The organism is Cupriavidus campinensis, assembly GCF_905397395.1.
GTDB classification, from domain to species: Bacteria; Pseudomonadota; Gammaproteobacteria; order Burkholderiales; family Burkholderiaceae; genus Cupriavidus; species Cupriavidus campinensis.
The window spans coordinates 1-19,239 of sequence record NZ_CAJPVH010000077.1 but is presented as its reverse complement, the minus strand read 5'-3'; the positions used below and the strand labels follow the sequence as shown (position 1 = coordinate 19,239).

Below are 19,239 nucleotides of genomic sequence, written 5' to 3'. Positions count from 1 at the left end.
CGGAAGCCCCGACAAGTGCAGCACTCGCCGCACCGGCAGCGCTGGCGTCCGCACCCGAGGCCGCGCCCGCCGGCGCGTTGGCCATTACCGTGGCCGTCGCGGCGTTGGCCGTCAGGCCGGTGGTGAACACGCTTGGCGTATCCACCGGCGGCTTGCCGCCTGCGCGCTCGCGCTCGGCCGGCGGCGGCGCGCTGGCCTGCAGCTCCTCGGGCCACTTGCCGACCAGGTAGTAATCCATCACCTTGCGGGCGATCGGCGCCGCCACAGCCGCGCCGAAGCCGGCGTTCTCGACGATCAGCGCCAGCGCGATCTTCGGGTTGTCCGCCGGGGCGAAGGCCGTATAGAGCGAGTGGTCGCGCTTGCGCTCCTCCAGCGCATGGTGGTTGTACTTCTCGCCCTTGGCCAGCGTGTAGGTCTGCGCCGTGCCGGTCTTGCCGGCCGATTCATAGGCCGCGCCCGCGAACACGCGCGCGGCGGTGCCCGAGTGCGTCACGGCCACCATGGCCTTCTTGATCACGTCGATATCGGCCTGCTTGAGCGGAATCCGATAGCTTTCCTTGGGCACGGTCAGCGTACGCTGGCGCGTGACCGAATCCTCCACCGCCTTCACCAGGTGAGGCTTCATCACCGCGCCGTTGTTGACGATGATCGACACCGCATTGGCCAGCTGCAGGATCGTGAAGCTGTTGTAGCCCTGCCCGATGCCCAGCGAGATGGTCTCGCCGTCATACCACTTCTGCTGCTCGGGCTTGCGGTACGCCTTGCGCTTCCACTCGGTGGACGGCAGGATGCCGCGGCTTTCGCCCTCGATGTCGATGCCCGTGATCTGCCCGAAGCCAAGCGGCTTCATGAAGTCGTGGATGCCGTTGACGCCCATGTCGCGCGCCAGCGCGTAGTAATAGGTGTCGCAGGACTGCACGATCGAGGTCTGCATGTCCACCCAGCCGTGGCCGCCCGGCTTGTCGTCGCGGAAGGTATGGTTGCCCAGCGTGAAGAAGCCCGGGTCGTGCATGCCCCAGGCGGCCGTGCGCTTGCCCATGGTCAGCGCCGCCAGCGCCATGAACGGCTTGTAGGTGGAGCCGGGCGGATAGGTGCCGCGCAGCGGGCGGTTCAGCAGCGGCTTGTCCGGCGAGCTGTTGAGTTCGTCCCAGGTCTTCGAGTCGATGCCTTCCACGAACAGGTTCGGGTCGTAGGTAGGCTTGGAGACGAAGGCCAGGATGTCGCCCGTGGCCGGCTCGATCGCCACCAGCGCGCCGCGCCGGTCGCCAAACAGCTGCTCGGCCAGCTGCTGGAGGCGGATGTCCAGCGACAGGATCAGGTTGTTGCCCGGCGTGGCCGGCGAGGTGGACAGCGTGCGGATCGGCCGCCCGCCCGCGCTCACTTCCACTTCCTCGAAGCCGGTCAGCCCGTGCAGTTCGGCCTCGTAGCTCTGCTCCAGGCCGATCTTGCCGATGTAGTTGGTGCCTTTGTAGTTGTCGGCGTCCTTGCGCGGATCGTACTTGGCGCCCTCGGCGTCGTTGGCCTCGTCCATCGCATCGATGCGTTCCTGGTCGCGCTGCGAAATGCGCCCCAGATAACCAATCACGTGGCTGGCCGACTCGCCGAGCGGGTACTGGCGGAACAGCCGTGCGCGCACGTCCACGCCGGGAAAGCGGAAACGCTGGGCGGAGAACTTGGCCACTTCCTCGTCGGACAGCTGGCTGCGGATCGGCAGGCTTTCGAAGCTGCGCGACTCCTCCAGCAGCCGCTTGAAGCGGCGGCGGTCACGCGGCTGGATATCTACAAGTGATGAAAGCGCCTCAATTGTATTGTCGAGCGTATCGGTCAGCTTCGACGGCGTGATTTCCAGCGTGTAGGCCGAGTAGTTGCGCGCCAGGATCACGCCGTTGCGGTCCATGATGATGCCGCGATTGGGCTCGATCGGCGCCACGGAGATCCGGTTGTCCTCCGCCTTGGCCGAGTACTGGTCGTGCTTGTACCACTGGAGCCACAGGAAGCGGGTGAACAGCAGCCCGAAGCAGATCACCGTAAACAGGGCAGCGGCCGCCACGCGGATGCGGAAGCGGCCGATTTCCAGTTCGACGTTGCGGATTTCGGTCATGGCGGTACTGCGGCTGCGGGTTCGGCGTGGGCGGTGGCCCGGACGGCTCTATATAGATAGATCCGGCCCGGGAAGGCTGAATCGGCTAAATCGGTCTGGTTTCGTCGACGTCATGCGAACGCCGCTGTGGCGCCAACAGCACACTGGTGGCCAGCGGCCACAGCAGCGCCTCGATGCAGGGCGCCAGCAGCAGCTGCCAGCCCGGCAGGGGCGCGCCCATGGCCAGGCGGATCACCACCGGCACGGCGTGGACGATAAACAGCAGCGGCAGCACATGCAGCGCCTGGGTATAGACGGAGAACCACAGCACGCGGCGGTGGATCGTGATGGCGAAGTAGGCCAGCAGTGTGTAGGCCATGGCGTGCTCGCCCAGCAGGCGGGCATCGTGCACATCCATCAGCAGGCCCAGCAGGAACGCCACACCCATGCCGACCTTGCGCGGCTGGTGGATGTTCCAGAACACCAGCACCAACGCCACCATGTCCGGAATCCAGAGCGTGGTGCCCCACGGCATCAGGTTGAACAGGAACGCGACGATGAACGTCACCGCGATGAACGCGGGGTTGACCGGGCGCAGCAGATAGTGGGGATTGGTCACCGTGCGGGCTCCGTGGCGGCAGGTTTTTCGCCGTTTTTCTCCGCCGACTTCTCGGCACCGGCGCGGGCCGCCGCCGAACGCGCGCCGCGCTCGGCCTTCTGCGGCTTGTCCTCGTCCTGCGGACGCGGGCCCAGCCCGGACTCGTAGCGCACCACCAGCAACTGCCGGTGCGAGCGCACGCCAGCCACCGGCTCGCAATACACGCGCGAGAAGGCCGTATCGGCCTTGCGTTCGATATGGGCGATCTTCGCCACCGGCAGGCCGGGCGGATAGGTACCGTCCAGACCAGATGTGACGAGAAGGTCGCCTTGCTGAAGATCGGCCGAGGCCGCCATGAAGCGCAGGTCGAGCTGCCCGGCGCGCGAGCCGCCGAAGGCCACGCTGCGCAGCCCGTTACGCACCACCTGGACCGGAATCGCCTGGTCCTTGTCGGTCAGCAGCGTCACCTCGGACTGGAGCGGCGAGACCCGCGTGATCTGGCCGATCACGCCGCGTTCGTCGATCACCGGATAGCCGGCGCGCAGGCCCTGCACGCTGCCCCGGTCGATCACGATGCGCTGGCTGTACGGGTCGCGGGCGTCATAGAGGATCTCGGCCGCCACCACCGGCGTGGCCGATTGCTGGGTCAGATTCAGCAGCTTGCGCAGCTGGTTGTTCTCGGCCTCGAGCTGGGCCTGGCGCACGGCGGCGCTGGCCTGCTCCACGGCGCTGCGGCGCAGCTCGCGGTTCTCGTTGGCCAACGTCACGGACGACTGGGCGTAGTCAAAGACGCCGCGCAGCGCGTCGCGCGGCACCAGGACCACGCGTTCCACCGGCATCAGCACGGTGGCGGCAACCTGGCGTGCGACGCGCATGGCGTCGAAGCGGGCATCGACCACGAGCAGCGTCAGCGCGATGGTCACGAAGATGACCAGCCGCGCCACGGCGGACGTGCCTTGCTTGAAGAGCGGCGGTGGGGAGTAATCCATTTACCCGTGCGCAGGCGAAGTCATCCCGCCGGGGGCGGCGGGAGAGGGCGGAAATCTCGTGGCGCACGCACCGGCGCAGCCTGCGGGGGCCGGCATGCCGCGTGTCGCCACGTTGCGGTTCCTGTTCTTACTCGTACGAGAAGATGCTGCCGAGCTTGTCCATGCGCTCGAGCGCCATGCCGGAGCCGCGCACCACGCAGGTCAGCGGGTCTTCGGCCACCAGCACCGGCAGGCCGGTTTCCTCGGCCAGCAGGCGGTCCAGGTCGCGCAGCAGCGCGCCGCCACCGGTCAGCATCATGCCGCGCTCGGCGATGTCCGCACCCAGTTCCGGGGGCGTCTGCTCGAGGGCGATCTTCACGGCGGACACGATCTGGTTCAGCGGATCGGTCAGGGCTTCGAGGATTTCGTTCGACGAAACCGTGAACGCGCGCGGAATGCCTTCGGACAGGTTGCGGCCCTTGACTTCCATCTCGCGCACTTCGGAACCCGGGAATGCCGAGCCGATTTCCTTCTTGATGGCTTCGGCGGTCTGCTCGCCGATCAGCATGCCGTAGTTGCGGCGGATGTAGTTGACGATGGCTTCGTCGAACTTGTCGCCGCCCACGCGCACCGAACCCTTGTAGACCATGCCGCCCAGCGAGATGATGCCCACCTCGGTGGTGCCGCCGCCGATATCCACCACCATCGAGCCCGACGGCTCCGACACCGGCAGCCCGGCGCCGATCGCGGCCGACATCGGCTCCTCGATCAGGTACACCTGGCTGGCGCCGGCGCCCAGCGCCGATTCGCGGATGGCGCGGCGTTCCACCTGGGTGGAGCCGCACGGCACGCAGATGATGATCCGGGGGCTCGGGCGCAGCAGCTTCGAGTCATGGACCATCTTGATGAACTGCTTGAGCATCTGCTCGGTCACGGTGAAGTCGGCGATCACGCCGTCCTTCATCGGGCGGATGGCCTCGATATTGCCCGGCACCTTGCCCAGCATCTGCTTGGCTTCCTTGCCAACCGCCTGGATCGTCTTCTTGGCGTTGGGGCCGCCTTCCTGACGGATGGCCACGACCGACGGTTCGTCCAGGACGATGCCCTTGTCGCGCATATAGATCAGCGTGTTGGCGGTGCCCAGGTCGATGGCCAGGTCGTTGGAGAAATAGCTGCGGAGAAATCCGAACATCAGGAATCCTGTCTTTTGTTGGTTCGCGAGTATGCGAAACGGCCGGCGCCGTGTTCGGCCCGGCCAGGTATACGTTTGCAAGGGTGATGGTTCACGGTTCCCCCGGTGCGCTGCGGCCCGTACCGGCAAGCCGGTACGCCCCGGTGCCGACGGCGAGGGGCGCATGCCCGCCCGGTCATCGGCGATCCGCAACCGGCGCAGCCTGCACGCCGGACCTACGGGAACCTTTGATTAGACTCTGCGCGAAAGTTCGCCGCCAGATGCGCCGGACAGGTCGGAAAATCGCCTGACGATGGCAGAAGCCTAATCGGAGGAACCTGATTGTGAAGTGTGAAACTGCGATGAAAACCGGCTGCTAATCGCGGACTTGCCGCCGGGCCGTGCCTTTATCGTTCGCCAATCGCGTTTCCTGCCTGCTCTTGCAGTCTGTTGCAGTCTTGCGACGCTCGCGCGCCGCGTGCCCCGCCCGACCGCCCTGCCCGGCACTTATGGTGCGTGCCGGCAGTGGCGACGACATCACCGGCGCATGCGCCGGAGTGACCCGCGACCTGCCTGGACCCCGCCATTTGGCGCGCCATGTGAAGTCCGCGTTGCGGGAGGCCTGCAACGCGTAATGATACCTTATAATCCACGCTGTTTCGGGGCGTCAGCGCCCGGAAAAACTTGTAACGAAACGATCCCCGGGGCGCCCCCGGACCCCGCACCGGGCGTCCTGCCCGCCACCCGACCGCACATCTCCAGTCCGATGGACTGAACCCGGCGCCCGCGCCGCATCACGCCATGGCTCTCGCACTCTCCGACGTCAAGCGCATCGCGCATCTGGCCCGCATCGAAACCAGCGATGCCGAGGCCGCGCAGACACTCGCCCAACTGAACAACTTCTTCTCGCTGGTGGAGCAGATGCAGGCGGTGGACACCACCGGCATCGAACCGCTGGCCCACCCGCTCTCCGCCGTGCGCGACATCGCCCAGCGCCTGCGCGAGGATGTCGTGACCGAGACCGACCGCCGCGAAGACTACCAGCGCCCGGCCCCGGCCACCGCGCGCGGCCTCTACCTGGTGCCGAAGGTCATCGAGTGACGCCCGGGCCACCAGCCCGGCCCGCCGCCGCCCCTGACCGCCACCGCAGACACCAGACCGACATGTCCTTTTCCGCTGATTCCGTGACTTCCCTGCGCCAGATCGCCGATGCCCTGGCGGCGCGCACCGTTTCCGCCGAGGAACTCGCACGCGACTACCTCGCCCGCATCGACGCCGCGCGCGACCTGAACGCCTTTGTAGACGTCAACCCCGACCTCACCCTGGCCCAGGCCCGCGCCGCCGATGCGCGCCGCGCCCAGGGCCAGGCCGCGCCGCTGACCGGCGTGCCCATCGCCCACAAGGACGTCTTCGTGACGCGCGGCTGGGCCTCCACGGCCGGCTCGAAGATGCTGGCCGGCTATCCGAGCCCGTTCGACGCCACCGTGGTGGAGCGCCTGGCCGCCGCCGGCATGGTCACGCTGGGCAAGACCAACATGGACGAATTCGCGATGGGTTCGTCGAACGAGAACTCGTACTTCGGCCCCGTGCGCAACCCGTGGGACAAGCAGCGCGTGCCGGGCGGTTCCTCGGGCGGTTCCGCCGCCGCCGTGGCTGCGGGCCTGGCCCCGGCCGCCACCGGCACCGACACCGGCGGCTCGATCCGCCAGCCGGCGTCGTTCTCGGGCATCACCGGCATCAAGCCAACCTACGGCCGCGTCTCGCGCTACGGCATGATCGCGTTCGCCTCGTCGCTCGACCAGGGCGGCCCGATGGCCCGCTCGGCCGAGGACTGCGCGCTGCTGCTCAACGCCATGGCCGGTTTCGATCCGAAGGATTCCACCAGCCTCACGCCCGCCCAGGGCGGCGTGGACGAGGACTTCACGCGCCATCTGGGCCAGCCGCGCGCCGGCGCCAGCGCCGACAAGCCACTGGCCGGCCTGCGCATCGGCCTGCCGCGCGAGTACTTTGGCGCGGGCCTGTCCGCCGATGTGCAAGCCGCCGTGCGCGGCGCGCTGGCCGAGTACGAGAAGCTCGGCGCGACGCTGGTCGACGTGACCCTGCCCAAGACCGAACTGTCGATCCCGGTGTACTACGTGATCGCGCCGGCCGAGGCGTCGAGCAACCTGTCGCGCTTCGACGGCGTGCGCTACGGCCACCGCGCAGCCGAGTACGGCGACCTGCTCGACATGTACAAGAAGTCCCGCGCCGAAGGCTTCGGTGCCGAGGTCAAGCGCCGCATCCTGGTGGGCACCTACGTGCTGTCCCACGGCTATTACGACGCCTATTACCTGCAGGCGCAGAAGATCCGCCGCATCATTGCCGACGATTTCCAGCGCGCCTTCAGCCAGTGCGACGTGATCATGGGCCCGGTGGCGCCCACGGTGGCGTGGAAGCTCGGCGAGAAGACCGCCGACCCGGTGCAGATGTACCTGGCCGACATCTTCACGCTCTCCACCAGCCTCGCCGGCCTGCCCGGCATGAGCGTGCCGTGCGGCACGGGGCAGGACAACATGCCCGTGGGCCTGCAACTGATCGGCAACTATTTCGATGAAGCGCGCCTGCTGCAGGTGGCCCATGCGTTCCAGCAGGCCACCGACTGGCACCTGCGCCGCCCGGCCTGATGACGATGCACGACAAGCGCCTGCTACGCCTCTTCGCCGCGATGGCCCTCGCGGTGGTGCTGGCCGGCTGCTCGCTGCCGTTCGGCGGGCGCTCCACGCCCATCGCCGCGCGCGACATCGACCTGAACGGCGACTGCCGCCGCACCGAGGAGGACGGTTTCCGCGAGGACGCCCAGCTGCGCGTGGCAGACAACGCCGTGCAGCAGTTGCAGTGGAAGCTGTGGGTCGGCAAGCGCGGCTCGTGCAGCTTCAACCTGGCCGAATTTCGTCAGGTGCGCAAGAAGCCACATATCGAGTTGCGCGCCAACGATGGCAGCGCCTGCAAGCTGATGGTCTGGCAGGACCCGCGCCGCGTGACGCTGGCGCATGCGAGCTGCCAGTCGCACTGCACGCCCGGCATCTATGAGGAAGCGTGGCCGGTGATGTTCGAACCGGACACGGGCGCCTGCGCGCGCACGCGATAACGTCTCCCCCATGCCGCCACGCCGCCCACTCTCCTCCTTCGCCGCCGGGGTTATGCCCGGGGTTATGCCTCGGGTGCGGCGCTGGCTGCGCGCGGGACTGGCGATGATGACGGTGAGCGCGGTGCCGGCGTGGAGCACGGTCTCGGCGCCGCAAGCGCCGATCTCGGCTTCCAGCGCGCCGGCGGTGGCGGCTTCGGTGGCAGCTTCCGCGGCCACGTCCACGCCGGCCGCCCCCGCGCCCATCGTCCAGCGCGTGCGGCTGGCCGGCGATGCCGGCATGCCAACATTGCCGGCCTACTGGTTCCTGCCGCGCGACAGCGGCCATCCACGGGCGCAGCCGCTGCCGGTGGTGATAGCGCTGCACGGCTGCGGCGGGCTCGAAGACACGCACCGCGTGGCGCGGCGCACGGGTTCCATCGACGAAATCCTCAATCCGGCCGGCACCATGCAGGCCCGCTACCGCGAGTACGCGCACTGGCTGACCGAGCGCGGCTACGCCGTGCTGATGCCGGACAGCTTCGGCCCGCGCGGGCGCATCACCAGCGGCTGCGGTGATACGCCGGACGCACGCGGCATCGACGACAAGACCCGCCGCGCCGACGCCCTGGCCGCGCTGCGCTGGGTGGCGCGCCAGCCCGGCGTGGACCCGCGCCGCATCGTGCTGCTGGGCTGGTCGAACGGCGCGCAGGCAGTGCTGGCCGCCATCGACGCCAGCCGCCCGTGGCCGGCCGGCACGCCTGCCGTGGAGCGCGCCGTGGCCTTCTACCCGGCCTGCAAGCGCGTGGTGCGGCAGCACAATTTCAAGCTGCGCGCGCCGGTGCTGATGATGATTGGCGGCGCGGACGACTGGACCCCGGCCACCCGCTGCGCGATGCTCCAGAACGCCGTGCTGGCGCGCCAGCCCGATGCGCGCTTCCGGCTCGAGATCTACCCGGGCGCCTATCATGGCTTCGACGGCACCAGCGAGCTGCACGGCCGGCGCGACGCGCCCCGGCGCACCCCGGGCGCCGATACCGCCAGCGGCGGCGACGCCCTGGCGCGCGTAGCCGCGCTCGCCCAACTCGATTCGTGGCTGTTGAACCCGGCGCCCTGAAGAACGCCGGGTCCGGCCCTATATAGAACAGAACAGAAGACTTAAACCAGGAATACCGCCATGCAATGGGAAGTGGTGATCGGCCTGGAGACGCATACGCAGCTCTCCACCGCCTCGAAGATTTTTTCCGGCACCTCCACCGCGTTCGGGGCCGAAGCCAACACGCAGGCCTCGCCCGTGGACCTGGCGCTGCCGGGCGTGCTGCCCGTGCTGAACAAGGGCGCCGTCGAGCGCGCCATCGAGTTCGGGCTGGCCATCGGCGCTCATATCGCGCCGCGCAGCATCTTCGCGCGCAAGAACTACTTCTACCCTGACCTGCCGAAGGGCTACCAGATCAGCCAGTACGAGATTCCGGTCGTGCAGGGCGGCACCATCACGATCCAGGTGGAAGGACGGCAGGGCGTCTACGAGAAGACCGTGAACCTGACCCGCGCCCACCTCGAGGAGGATGCGGGCAAGTCGCTGCATGAGGACTTCGCCGGCATGACCGGCATCGACCTGAACCGCGCCGGCACGCCGCTGCTGGAGATCGTGACGGAGCCGGACATGCGCAGCTCGGCCGAGGCCGTGGCCTACGCCAAGGCCCTGCACTCGCTCGTGGTATGGCTGGGCATCTGCGACGGCAACATGCAGGAAGGCAGCTTCCGGTGCGACGCCAACGTCTCCGTGCGCCCGGTCGGCCAGAAGGAATTCGGCACCCGCCGCGAAATCAAGAACCTGAACTCGTTCCGCTTCCTCCAGCAGGCCATCGACTACGAAGTGCAGTGGCAGATCAACGAGATCGAGGACGGCCGCAAGATCGTCCAGGCCACCGTGCTGTTCGACCCGGACACCGGTGAGACGCGCGCGATGCGCACCAAGGAAGACGCGCACGACTACCGCTACTTCCCCGATCCGGACCTGATGCCGCTCGAGATCGACAGCGAGTGGGTCGAGCGCGTGCGCGCCGGCCTGCCCGAGCTGCCGGTGGCGATGCAGGCGCGCTTCGTCTCGCAGTACGGCCTCTCCGCCTACGATGCAAGCACGCTCACGGCCACCAAATCCCTCGCCGCCTACTTCGAGGCCGTGGTGACCGAGGCCGGCGTGGCCAGCGCCAAGCCGGCGGCCAACTGGCTGATGGGCGACGTGGCGTCGCAACTGAACCGCGAAGGCATGGCCATCGACGACGCCCCGGTGCGCCCGGCGCAACTGGCCAAGCTGCTGGCACGCATCGCCGACGGCACGGTGTCCAACAACACCGCCAAGAAGGACGTCTTCCCGGCGATGTGGGCCGGCGAGTCCGGCGGCGACGCCGACGCGATCATCGCCGCCAAGGGCCTCAAGCAGATGTCCGACACCGGCGAACTCGAGAAGATCATCGACGACGTGCTGGCCGCCAACGCCAAGTCCGTCGAAGAGTTCCGCGCCGGCAAGGAAAAGGCGTTCAACGCACTGGTCGGCCAGGCCATGAAGGCCACCAAGGGCAAGGCCAACCCGGCCCAGGTCAACGAACTGCTCAAGAAAAAGCTCGGCTGACCCGCCCTCGGCGTCATCCGAACCCTCTGACGAAAGAAGCCGGTCCGCGCAAGCGGCCGGCTTTTTTGTTGGGCGCCCCTGAGCGCCCCTGAGCACCCCTAAGCACCCCTAAGCGCCCCGCAGCGCCCGCTCCAGCGCCACGATGCGCGCCTCGAGGTCGTGCAGGCGGCGCTCGCGCGAGGCGAGGGCTTCCTGCATCTGGGCGATGGGCGCGCTCAGTTGCCCCACGGTGGCCGCGTCGGTCGGCGCGGTGCCCGGCGCGACGTTGATGATCTGGCGCTGCAGGGTGTTGGTGCCGACCGAGACCGTCAGGTCGCGGTCGCAGTACGAGGCCGTGCCGAGCGCCACGCCGTGCGCGGCCGCCGCGCGGCTGCCGTGCCCGAGCGCCACCGCGAACTCGGTGCTGGCGACGGCGTCGGTGCCCACGGCGACCGCGCCGGTATTGGTGGCCTGCGCCATCGGCCCCACGGCGATCGCCGTCGCGCCGGAGGCTTCCGATCGCTGGCCCAGCGCCACGCTTTTGTGGCCGGACGCCACCGCGGCCATCCCCACCGCCGTGGTGCCGCCCACCTGGAAGCTGTCCGCGCCGGACGCCACGGCATTGCCGCCGATGGCGACGCTCCACGCGTAGGCGGCCTGCGCTTTTTCGCCGATGGCGACAGAGCGGCTGCCAAAGGCATACGTATTGCAGCCCAGCGCCACCGAGCCCGCGTCCACGGGGTCTCGCGAGGCGACATCGGCACGGGCATTCAAGCCGATGGCCACACCCGGGCCTGACTCGCTGACCGTAGCCCCCTGGCCGAGCACGACGCTGCCGCCCCCGGTAGCCACGGTATCCGCGCCAATGGCGATGGCGTTGCTGCCGGCTGCCGAAGCCGCCGCCCCGGTGGCGTTCACCTGCACATACTTGAGCCCGGTCTTGCCCGTGGCGAGGTTCTCCACGGTCTGCGACAGCGCGGCGATGTCCTGGGCATTGCCAGCGACTTGGGCCGCCGTCTCGGCCAGCTGGCCGCCGGTGACGGCGTCGCTGCTGCCCTGGCTCACCTCGCCGGGCCGTAGCCCCGTCACCAGTGTCGATGGCAGCGTAGCGCGGCTCTTGCTCTTGTCGTCATAGGCCAGGTAGGGCGCACCACCGCCACCGCCACCGCTATTCCCGCCATTACCGTTGGCGGACGATGGATTGTTCCCTGCTTCGAGATCAGTCTGAGACATTGCCATGAAGGGCTCCTGGAATCGGGTTGATCAGCACCACGGCACGGGCGCATACGCTGCCCATGCCGTCGCCATGGTCGCTACCCCCTTTCCGGAAGTACATGGATCGCCCCGACGGCGCTCACTCCACCGGCACCACGCTCACCTCCACCTCCACCTCCACCTCCACCGTGTGCTCACCCCGCCCACGAACGGTTGCCGCCCGCACTACCTGTGGCGCACCGCACGCTCCAGCACCGCGAGGCGCGCCTCGAGTTCAACCAGCTGCTGGTTTGTCTGGAAGAGCTGGCTGCCTGCCACCGCATCCGTGCTCTGCAGGCTCTGCTCAGCGGGTCGCAACCCCGCAACTTTTGCCGATTGCAGCGTAAGCCGGGTCTTGCTCCTGTCGTCGTAGAGCACCAGCGCACTCTCCACTTCCCCGCGCGCATTCACGGACAGGCCCGCCTCCTTCAACTGGCCGACCGTGGCGGCATCATCCTCCTCCTGCCCCGCCGCAACCCGTGCGATGAAGCGACGGGTGCTGTCATTGCCGACAGATACTGTCTGCGCGCGATCGGTCGTGGAAGCGCAACCCAGCGCCACACTCTGGGCGCCATTCACGCTCGCACTCGCGCCGATGGCCACTGCTGAATCACTGTCAACGAGGGCCAGATCGCCGATAGCAATCCCCTTGTTGCCACTGGCGCTCACCGTCGCCAGAAACCCGGCCGCAACCGCTCCATAAGCGTTGGTAAAGGTGTAATAGCCCATGGCAGCGGCGGATAATGCATATCCTTGGGCATACGCACCCACATACACCGAGCCCGGATAGTCCGCGCTGATTGTTCCCGCCAGGTAGCCGACAGCGACGCATTCCTCGGAATCCACCTCGGCACCGCTGGCAATCGCCACCGACTCGATGCCATTGGCCTGACTAGCCGGACCGGTGCTGTTGACTGCCAAATACATCATGCCGTCGTCTTTCAGCGCAATGGCGTCAACCCGTTCCCGTAGCGCATTGAACTGTTGCAGGGTGACATACTGGCCCGGGCGGTCCCTGTCCGAGGCGTTGGCCCTAGTCTGGACATCAGTCTGATTGCTCATTGCGTTCTCCGTCAGCTGCCGCGGCGGACAGCGCCCCATCCTGAGTAAGAATGCCGTGTGACCGCACCATGTGCTCAAGCCACCCGGGGCCATTCCTGCACGACTACCTGTCGCGCACAGCACGCTCCAGCGCCGCGAAGCGCGCCTCGAGTTCGACCAGCCGCTGATTTGCCTTGAAGAGCTGGCTGCCCGTTACCGCTTCCGTGCTCTGCGCGCTCAGTTCAGCGGGGCGCAATCCCGACACCCTTACCAACGGCAGCGTCAGCCTCGTCTTGTTCCTGTCGTCGTACAGCACCAGCGCACGCTCCACTTCGCCGCGCGCATTCACGGGCAGGCCAGCCTCCTTCAACTGGCCGACTGTGGCGACATCATCATCCTCCTGCCCCGCCGCAACACGGGCGATGAAGCGGAGCGCGCTGTCATTGCCTACGGACACCGTCTGCGCGCGATCGGTCGTGGAACCAGCGCCTATCGCCACACTCTGCTCGCCGCTCGCAGTGGCACTCGCGCCGATGGCCAAGGCTGAATCACCGGCAACGATGGCTGTGTTGCCGATACTGATCCCCTTGTTACCAAGGGGGTCCACTATCGCGGCAGACCCGATCGCAACCGCTCCATAAGCCTGAGCGAGCGTGTCAAAGCCTATGGAGGTGCTGCACGTTTCGCTGGCTAGGGAATACGCCCCCACACACACCGAGCCCTGGCCAGATCCGGTAGCCAGGTAGCCGACTGCAACAGATTTTTCGGAATTTGCGGAGGCACCGCTGGCAATCGCCACCGACTCGTTGCCATTGGCCTGACTATCCGGACCGGTGCTGTTGACTGTGAAGTACGCAATGCCGTCTTCTGTCAGCGCAATGGCGTCAACCCGTTTCCGTAGCGCATTGAATTGTTGCAGGGTGACATACACACCCTGCAAGTCCCTCCCCGGAAGATTTCTCCTTGCTTCGATCTCGGTGCGATGGGTCATTGCAGTTCTCCGTAAGGTGCCGTTGGTGGACGGCGGGCATCATGGCGCCACAACGTCCAGGACGTCACCATGTTCCGCGGTCCCTCTCCATAAGTACATGGATCGGCGGGACGCGACCATCCTCGCAAGCCGCCCTTCGGAAGACCATGGATCGGCGGGCGCCGCCGATCACTCCACCGGCACCACGCTCACCTCCACCTCCACCGTGTGCTCGCCCCCGCCCACGATGACGCCGTGCAGCAGGGGCACGTCGCTGTAGTCGCGCGCGATGGCCAGGGTGACGTGGCGGGTGTCGGCCAGCATGTCGTTGGTCGGGTCGAGATCGACCCAGCCGTTCCCGGGGCACCAGACGCCGGCCCACGCATGGGAGGCATCGGCGCCCAGCAGGCGCGGCTCGCCCGGCGGCGGATCGGTGCGGAGATAGCCGCTGACATAGCGCCCGGGCAGCCCGAGCGAGCGCAGGCAGCCGATCATCACCTGGGCGAAGTCCTGGCACACGCCGCTGCGCAGCGCGAAGGCCTCCAGCGCGGGTGTGTGGACCTCGGTAATCTCGGCGTGATACTCGAAATCGGCGTGGATGCGGTGCATCAGGTCGATGGCGCCGGCCACCACGCTCACCCCGGGCGTGAAGCTGCGCCGGGCGTAGTCGCGCAGGTCCGCGTGCAGCGCCACATTGGGCGAGGCGAAGACGAACTCGGCCTCGGGGTCGAACGGCTGGCCGGCGCGGTAGCGCAGCCGTTGCGCGGCCTGCTCCCACGGCGGGCTGCGGGCCGGGTCGAGCCTGGCCCAGCGCGGCGTCAGCGTGACCGTGCTGGCCGTGGTCAGCTGCATGGTCTCGTGCGGCACGTCGAGCATGAAATGCAGCACGTTGTTGCCGAAGGCATCGGTGCGCACGTGCTGGTGCGAGGGCGGCGGATCGATGTCGGTGCAGTGCGCGCTCACGGCCTGCCACGGGTAGGACGGCGGCGTGACCACGGCGCGCTGCTGCGCGTGCTCCACGGGCCAGGCGTACTGGTAGGTGGTGACGTGGTGCACGCTCAGGGTGGACGGCGCCTCGGGCGCCGGGGCGGCCGCGGGCTTGGTGGCGGGCACTGGATTCACGCTCATGGCAGGTCCGTTTCCGGCGCCACGCCGGCATGGCTGAAGTAGCGGCCGCCGATTTCGTCGGACAGCTTGGCCATGCGCGCGCCGAGCTGGTCGCACAGCGCGGCCAGCGTGGCATGGCGGCCCTCGTCATCAGTGGCGCACAGCACCGTGCGCGACGGCAGCGCGCTGGCCGGCGGCAGCAGTTCCGCCAGCGGCACGCGGGCCTGGCCCGTGGCGCCGGTCGGCAGTTGCACCAGCTTCTCGCGCAGGCGGTCCAGCACGCCGTAGAGGCCGCGCGGGTTGGTGGCGTCCAGCACGAGCAGGTCCACCAGCGCCGGCACGTCGGTCCGGCCCGGGAACAGCGAGCGGTAGGTCAGCGTGCTGTCGAACAGGTGCAGCAGCAGGTCGAAGCCGCTGCGCGAGCGCAGCGCGCCACTGCGCTCGGCCACCTCCAGGAACAGCGCCAGCGTGGAGACGCGCTCGATATGACGGCCAATGAACACCAGCCGCCACGCTTCGTCGCGCGACATGCGGTCGCCCTGCGCGCCGCTGATCGCGCCGAGCTGCATCGACAGTTGCTCCAGCGCGACCAGCACCCGGGAGCGGTCGTACGCGCCCTCGCCGCTGGCCGAGCCGGCCGGGCACGCGGCGGCGGCCATCGCGTCGTGGAAGTCGTTGCGGGCGGCCAGGATGGTGCGCCAGTGATCGTTCGAGAGCCGGTTGCGGATCTCGTTGGCCGCGCGCGCGTGGCTGGCCAGCGTCTGCACCACCCCGGCGCTGCCGCTGGGATCGGCCAGCGCGGACACCAGGCTGCGCTCGAACACCCGCAGCGACGCCTGCGGCGAGGGCGTCTGGGCCGGCACCAGGCCGAACCACTGCGCCAGCTGGCCGATCATGTTCAGCGTGCCGTCGTCGGTTTCGTCGTTCGATTCGATCGATCCGAGGATCTGCCGGCACAGGCGCACGGTGTTCTCGGCACGCTCCGCGTAGCGGCCGGCCCAGTACAGGTTCTCGGCGGCGCCCGATGTCTGGCTGGAGAGCACCCAGGTGTCGGCGCTGGTGCCGCCCAGCTGCATCGACACCGCCTCCAGCCGGGGCGGCGCCAGTCTCATGAACCCGCCCGGCATGACCTGCCAGCCGCCGTTGCCATCGGCGATGGCAAACACGCGCAGCATGGCCGCCCGTGAGCCGATGCGCCCGCCGCCGCGCCCGTCCGGCTCCCAGCACGGCGTGTGCGAGAGCGGCAGCGGCGCCTGCAGCGTGTAGCGGTCGGGCGTCTCGGCGATGCGCGCGCGCCAGTCTTCGAGCGGCTGCAGCCCGCGCTCCATGCCCAGGCGCGGCTCGCCCGGCACACGCGGATAGGTCGGCATGACGAAGGCCTCGGACAGCGTCGCCATGGCCTCTTCCTGCGCGGCGGCCTCGCCGCACCACCAGCTCGACACGGCGGGCAGGATCAGCGTCTCATCCAGCAGCGCGCGGGCGATGCCCGGCAGGAAGCCGTGGATTGCCGGCGACTCCAGGAACCCCGCGCCGGGCACGTTGGACACCATCACGTTGCCCGCCCGCATCGCCTCCAGCAGCCCCGGCACGCCGATGGTGGAGTCGCTGCGCAGCTCCAGCGGGTCGCAGAACACGTCGTCCAGCCGGCGCAGGATCACGTCCACGCGCTCCAGCCCGCCGAACGTCTTCAGGTAGACCATGTCGTTGCGCACGGTCAGGTCCTTGCCTTCCACCAGCGTGATGCCGAGGTAGCGCGCCAGGAAGGTGTGCTCGAAGTAGGTCTCGTTGAACGGCCCCGGCGACAGCAGCACGATGTGCAGCCCGCCGCTCGACGGCAGCGAGGCCCCTTCATCCGCCCCCGCCACCAGCGGTGCATGCGCCAGCGTGGAGATGAGCTGGGCGAAGGCCGGCGGCAGCCGCCGCACGCGCATCTCGCGGAAGGCATCGGCGAACTGGCCCGAGATGATCAGCCGGTTCTCCAGCGCGTAGCCCATGCCCGACGGGGTTTCCGTGCGATGGGCGATGACGGTCCAGCCATCGTCGGTATGGACCAGGTCGATCGCCATGGTCTGGAGGAAGCTGCCGCCCGGCGGCTGGTAGCCCTTGAGGGGCCGCATGTAGCCGGGATGGCCGTAGACCAGCCCCGGCGGCAGCAGGCCGCGCGTGAGCAGCGTCTGGGGGCCGTAGATGTCGGCCATGATCGCGTTGGCGAGCGTGGCGCGCTGGGCCGCGCCGCGCTCGATCACGGCCCAGTCCTCCTCGGCGATCAGGAACGGCAGCAATTCCAGCTGCCACGCCCGCGCGCCGCCGCCCTGGTCGGCATAGACGTTGTAGGTCACGCCGTTGTCGCGGATCTGGCGCGCCACTGCCGCCGCGCGCGCCGCCAGCGCGTCCGGGCTCAGGCTGCCGAGGTCGCCCTGCTCGCCCAGTTCCGCGAAGAAGCGCGCCCAGGGCGCGCGCAGCGTGCCGTCCGGCAGGCGCAGCTCGTCCAGATGGCCGTCCGGCACGGGCAGGGCCAGCCGGCCCGCCATGGCAGCCGGGCTGTCCGATCCGTCGAGGGGAAGCGACGACTGCAAGGGCACGGGGAGAGGTCTCCGGGGGAGGGTGTCGGCTTATATCTGCCGCAGATCGAGCGTAAAGGGGAATTCGAGGCTGCGCTCCACCGGCGGCGCCACGGACCGCCCCGGCGTATGGCCGATGGTGAAGAAGCGGGCCAGCCGCCGGCTTTCGGCCTCGTAGGCGTTTACCGGGAATGTCTGGTAATTACGGCCGCCGGGGTGGGAAACATGATACTGACATCCCCCAACGCTGCGATCCATCCACGTATCCACCACGTCGAAGGTCAGCGGGGCATGGGAGCCGATGGTCGGATGCAGCGACGACGGCGGCGCCCAGGCGCGGTAGCGCACGCCGGCCACGTACTCGCCGGCGCGGCCGGTGGGCTGGAGCGGGATGGTCCGGCCGTTCACCGTCACCACATGGCGGGTCTCGTTCATGCCGAGCACGCGCACCTCCAGCCGCTCCACCGACGAATCGACATAGCGCACCGTGCCGCCCGCCGCGCCCTCCTCGCCCATCACGTGCCACGGCTCCAGCGCCGCGCGCAGTTGCAGCGAGAGCCCGGCCGCCTCGGCCTCCACCTCGCCCACGCGCGGGAAGCGGAACTCGAAGTGCGGCGCAAACCACGCGGACTCGAACACGAAGCCGGCGCTGCGCATCTCGGCCAGCACGTCCTCCAGATCCATCTGCACGAAGGTGCCGAGCATGAAGCGGTCGTGCAGCGCCGTGCCCCAGCGCGTGAGCCGCGCGGTATAGGGCGTGCGCCAGAAACGGGCGACCATCGCCCGCAGCAGCAGTTGCTGCACCAGGCTCATGCGTGCGTGCGGCGGCATTTCGAAGGCGCGCAGCTCCAGCAGGCCGAGCCGGCCCGTGGCGCCATCGGGGGAATAGAGCTTGTCGATGCAGAACTCCGATCGATGCGTATTACCCGTCACATCGGCAAGCAGGTTGCGCAGTGCCCGGTCGATCAGCCATGGCGGGGTGTAGCCATCGCCGGCGCCTTCGTGCAGCGCCACCTGCCGGCGCAGTTCCGCGAAGGCGATCTCCAGTTCGTAGAGCTGGTCGTTACGGGCCTCGTCCACGCGCGGCGCCTGGCTGGTCGGGCCGATGAACAGGCCCGAGAACAGGTAGGACAGCGCCGGATGGTTGTGCCAGTAGGCGATCAGGCTGGCCAGCACGTCGGGCCGGCGCAGGAAGGGGCTGTCCGCCGGGGTGGCGCCGCCGAGCACGAAGTGGTTGCCGCCGCCCGTGCCGGTGTGGCGCCCATCGAGCATGAACTTGTCGGTGGAAAGGTGCGTCTCGTGCGCGGCCTGGTAGAGGAACTCGGTGTGATCCACCAGTTCCGCCCAGTTGCTGGCCGGATGGATGTTGACCTCGATCACGCCCGGGTCCGGGGTGACCTGGAGCAGCTTCAGGCGCGGATCGCGCGGCGGCGGGTAGCCTTCCATCACGATCTTCATGCCGAGTTCGGCCGCCGTGGCTTCCACCTCGGCCACCAGCGCGAGGTAGTCCTCGAGCACGGTCAGCGGCGGCATGAAGACATAGAGGATGCCGCGCTTGTCGCCCATCGACTTCAACTCGACGGCCGGGCCGGCGGCGCGGCTGGGGTGGCGTACTTCGACGCAGAGCGCGGTACGGATGATGTCCGCCGCCGACTCGCCCAGCGCGGGCGGGCGGGTGAAGGCCGGGGCCAGGCCCGCTGCGTCGGCCGTGGCGGCCGGTGCGGGTGCTGGCTCCGCTGGTGTTGCGGGCCCGGAAGGTGCCGGGGCGACGGTCT

General features: G+C 68.7%; 15 protein-coding genes. 5 read left to right on the top strand and 10 right to left on the bottom strand.

Going from position 1 to position 19,239, the window contains the following annotated elements; all coding sequences use genetic code 11:
* The 4 genes from mrdA to KHO18_RS25795 form a co-directional block, all read right to left on the bottom strand.
* Positions 1–2,101, bottom strand: a 2,101-nt coding sequence (gene mrdA / locus KHO18_RS25810; RefSeq protein WP_211944129.1) for a penicillin-binding protein 2, incomplete at its 3' end; no start/stop codon positions are given.
* 85 nt (positions 2,102–2,186) lie between these two features.
* On the bottom strand, positions 2,187–2,699 hold the full coding sequence (mreD, locus tag KHO18_RS25805; protein ID WP_144202584.1) for a rod shape-determining protein MreD: 513 nt from the start codon (positions 2,697–2,699) through the stop codon (positions 2,187–2,189).
* Positions 2,696–3,667: a rod shape-determining protein MreC gene (gene mreC, locus KHO18_RS25800; RefSeq protein ID WP_144202586.1), complete on the bottom strand. Its 972-nt coding sequence runs from the start codon at positions 3,665–3,667 to the stop codon at positions 2,696–2,698. Before mreC ends, mreD begins: the two co-directional genes overlap by 4 nt.
* A gap of 127 nt (positions 3,668–3,794) precedes the next feature.
* The gene (locus KHO18_RS25795) at positions 3,795–4,838 is read right to left on the bottom strand and encodes a rod shape-determining protein (RefSeq protein WP_011296266.1); all 1,044 of its coding nucleotides are present in this window, start codon (positions 4,836–4,838) and stop codon (positions 3,795–3,797) included.
* A gap of 780 nt (positions 4,839–5,618) precedes the next feature.
* Between KHO18_RS25795 and gatC the strand changes: the two genes are divergently transcribed.
* From gatC to gatB, 5 genes are all read left to right on the top strand, one after another.
* Entirely contained in the window at positions 5,619–5,918 is a 300-nt protein-coding gene (gene gatC, locus KHO18_RS25790) for an Asp-tRNA(Asn)/Glu-tRNA(Gln) amidotransferase subunit GatC (protein ID WP_144202588.1), read from the top strand.
* A gap of 62 nt (positions 5,919–5,980) precedes the next feature.
* The gene (gene gatA, locus KHO18_RS25785; protein WP_211944128.1) at positions 5,981–7,480 is read left to right on the top strand and encodes an Asp-tRNA(Asn)/Glu-tRNA(Gln) amidotransferase subunit GatA; all 1,500 of its coding nucleotides are present in this window, start codon (positions 5,981–5,983) and stop codon (positions 7,478–7,480) included.
* The gene (locus tag KHO18_RS25780) at positions 7,480–7,944 is read left to right on the top strand and encodes a hypothetical protein (RefSeq protein WP_144202592.1); all 465 of its coding nucleotides are present in this window, start codon (positions 7,480–7,482) and stop codon (positions 7,942–7,944) included. Before gatA ends, KHO18_RS25780 begins: the two co-directional genes overlap by 1 nt.
* 103 nt (positions 7,945–8,047) lie before the next feature.
* On the top strand, positions 8,048–9,037 hold the full coding sequence (locus KHO18_RS25775; RefSeq protein ID WP_244845096.1) for a dienelactone hydrolase family protein: 990 nt from the start codon (positions 8,048–8,050) through the stop codon (positions 9,035–9,037).
* A 60-nt stretch (positions 9,038–9,097) separates the two neighbouring features.
* Positions 9,098–10,552: an Asp-tRNA(Asn)/Glu-tRNA(Gln) amidotransferase subunit GatB gene (gene gatB, locus KHO18_RS25770; RefSeq protein ID WP_144202596.1), complete on the top strand. Its 1,455-nt coding sequence runs from the start codon at positions 9,098–9,100 to the stop codon at positions 10,550–10,552.
* A gap of 108 nt (positions 10,553–10,660) precedes the next feature.
* Here gatB and KHO18_RS25765 read toward each other — a convergent pair whose 3' ends face one another.
* From KHO18_RS25765 to KHO18_RS25740, 6 genes are all read right to left on the bottom strand, one after another.
* Positions 10,661–11,770: a hypothetical protein gene (locus KHO18_RS25765; RefSeq protein WP_144202598.1), complete on the bottom strand. Its 1,110-nt coding sequence runs from the start codon at positions 11,768–11,770 to the stop codon at positions 10,661–10,663.
* Positions 11,771–11,971: 201 nt separating this feature from the next.
* On the bottom strand, positions 11,972–12,847 hold the full coding sequence (locus KHO18_RS25760; RefSeq protein ID WP_186296972.1) for a hypothetical protein: 876 nt from the start codon (positions 12,845–12,847) through the stop codon (positions 11,972–11,974).
* A gap of 103 nt (positions 12,848–12,950) precedes the next feature.
* The gene (locus tag KHO18_RS25755) at positions 12,951–13,817 is read right to left on the bottom strand and encodes a hypothetical protein (RefSeq protein ID WP_211944130.1); all 867 of its coding nucleotides are present in this window, start codon (positions 13,815–13,817) and stop codon (positions 12,951–12,953) included.
* Between the two features lie 168 nt (positions 13,818–13,985).
* On the bottom strand, positions 13,986–14,924 hold the full coding sequence (locus KHO18_RS25750) for a transglutaminase family protein (RefSeq protein ID WP_144202606.1): 939 nt from the start codon (positions 14,922–14,924) through the stop codon (positions 13,986–13,988).
* Positions 14,921–17,485 carry a circularly permuted type 2 ATP-grasp protein gene (locus KHO18_RS25745; protein WP_211944127.1) on the bottom strand — a complete coding sequence of 855 codons (2,565 nt, stop codon included), beginning with the start codon at positions 17,483–17,485 and terminating at the stop codon, positions 14,921–14,923. Before KHO18_RS25745 ends, KHO18_RS25750 begins: the two co-directional genes overlap by 4 nt.
* A 30-nt stretch (positions 17,486–17,515) precedes the next feature.
* On the bottom strand, positions 17,516–19,239 hold a 1,724-nt coding region (locus tag KHO18_RS25740; protein WP_211944126.1), incomplete at its 5' end, for a transglutaminase family protein.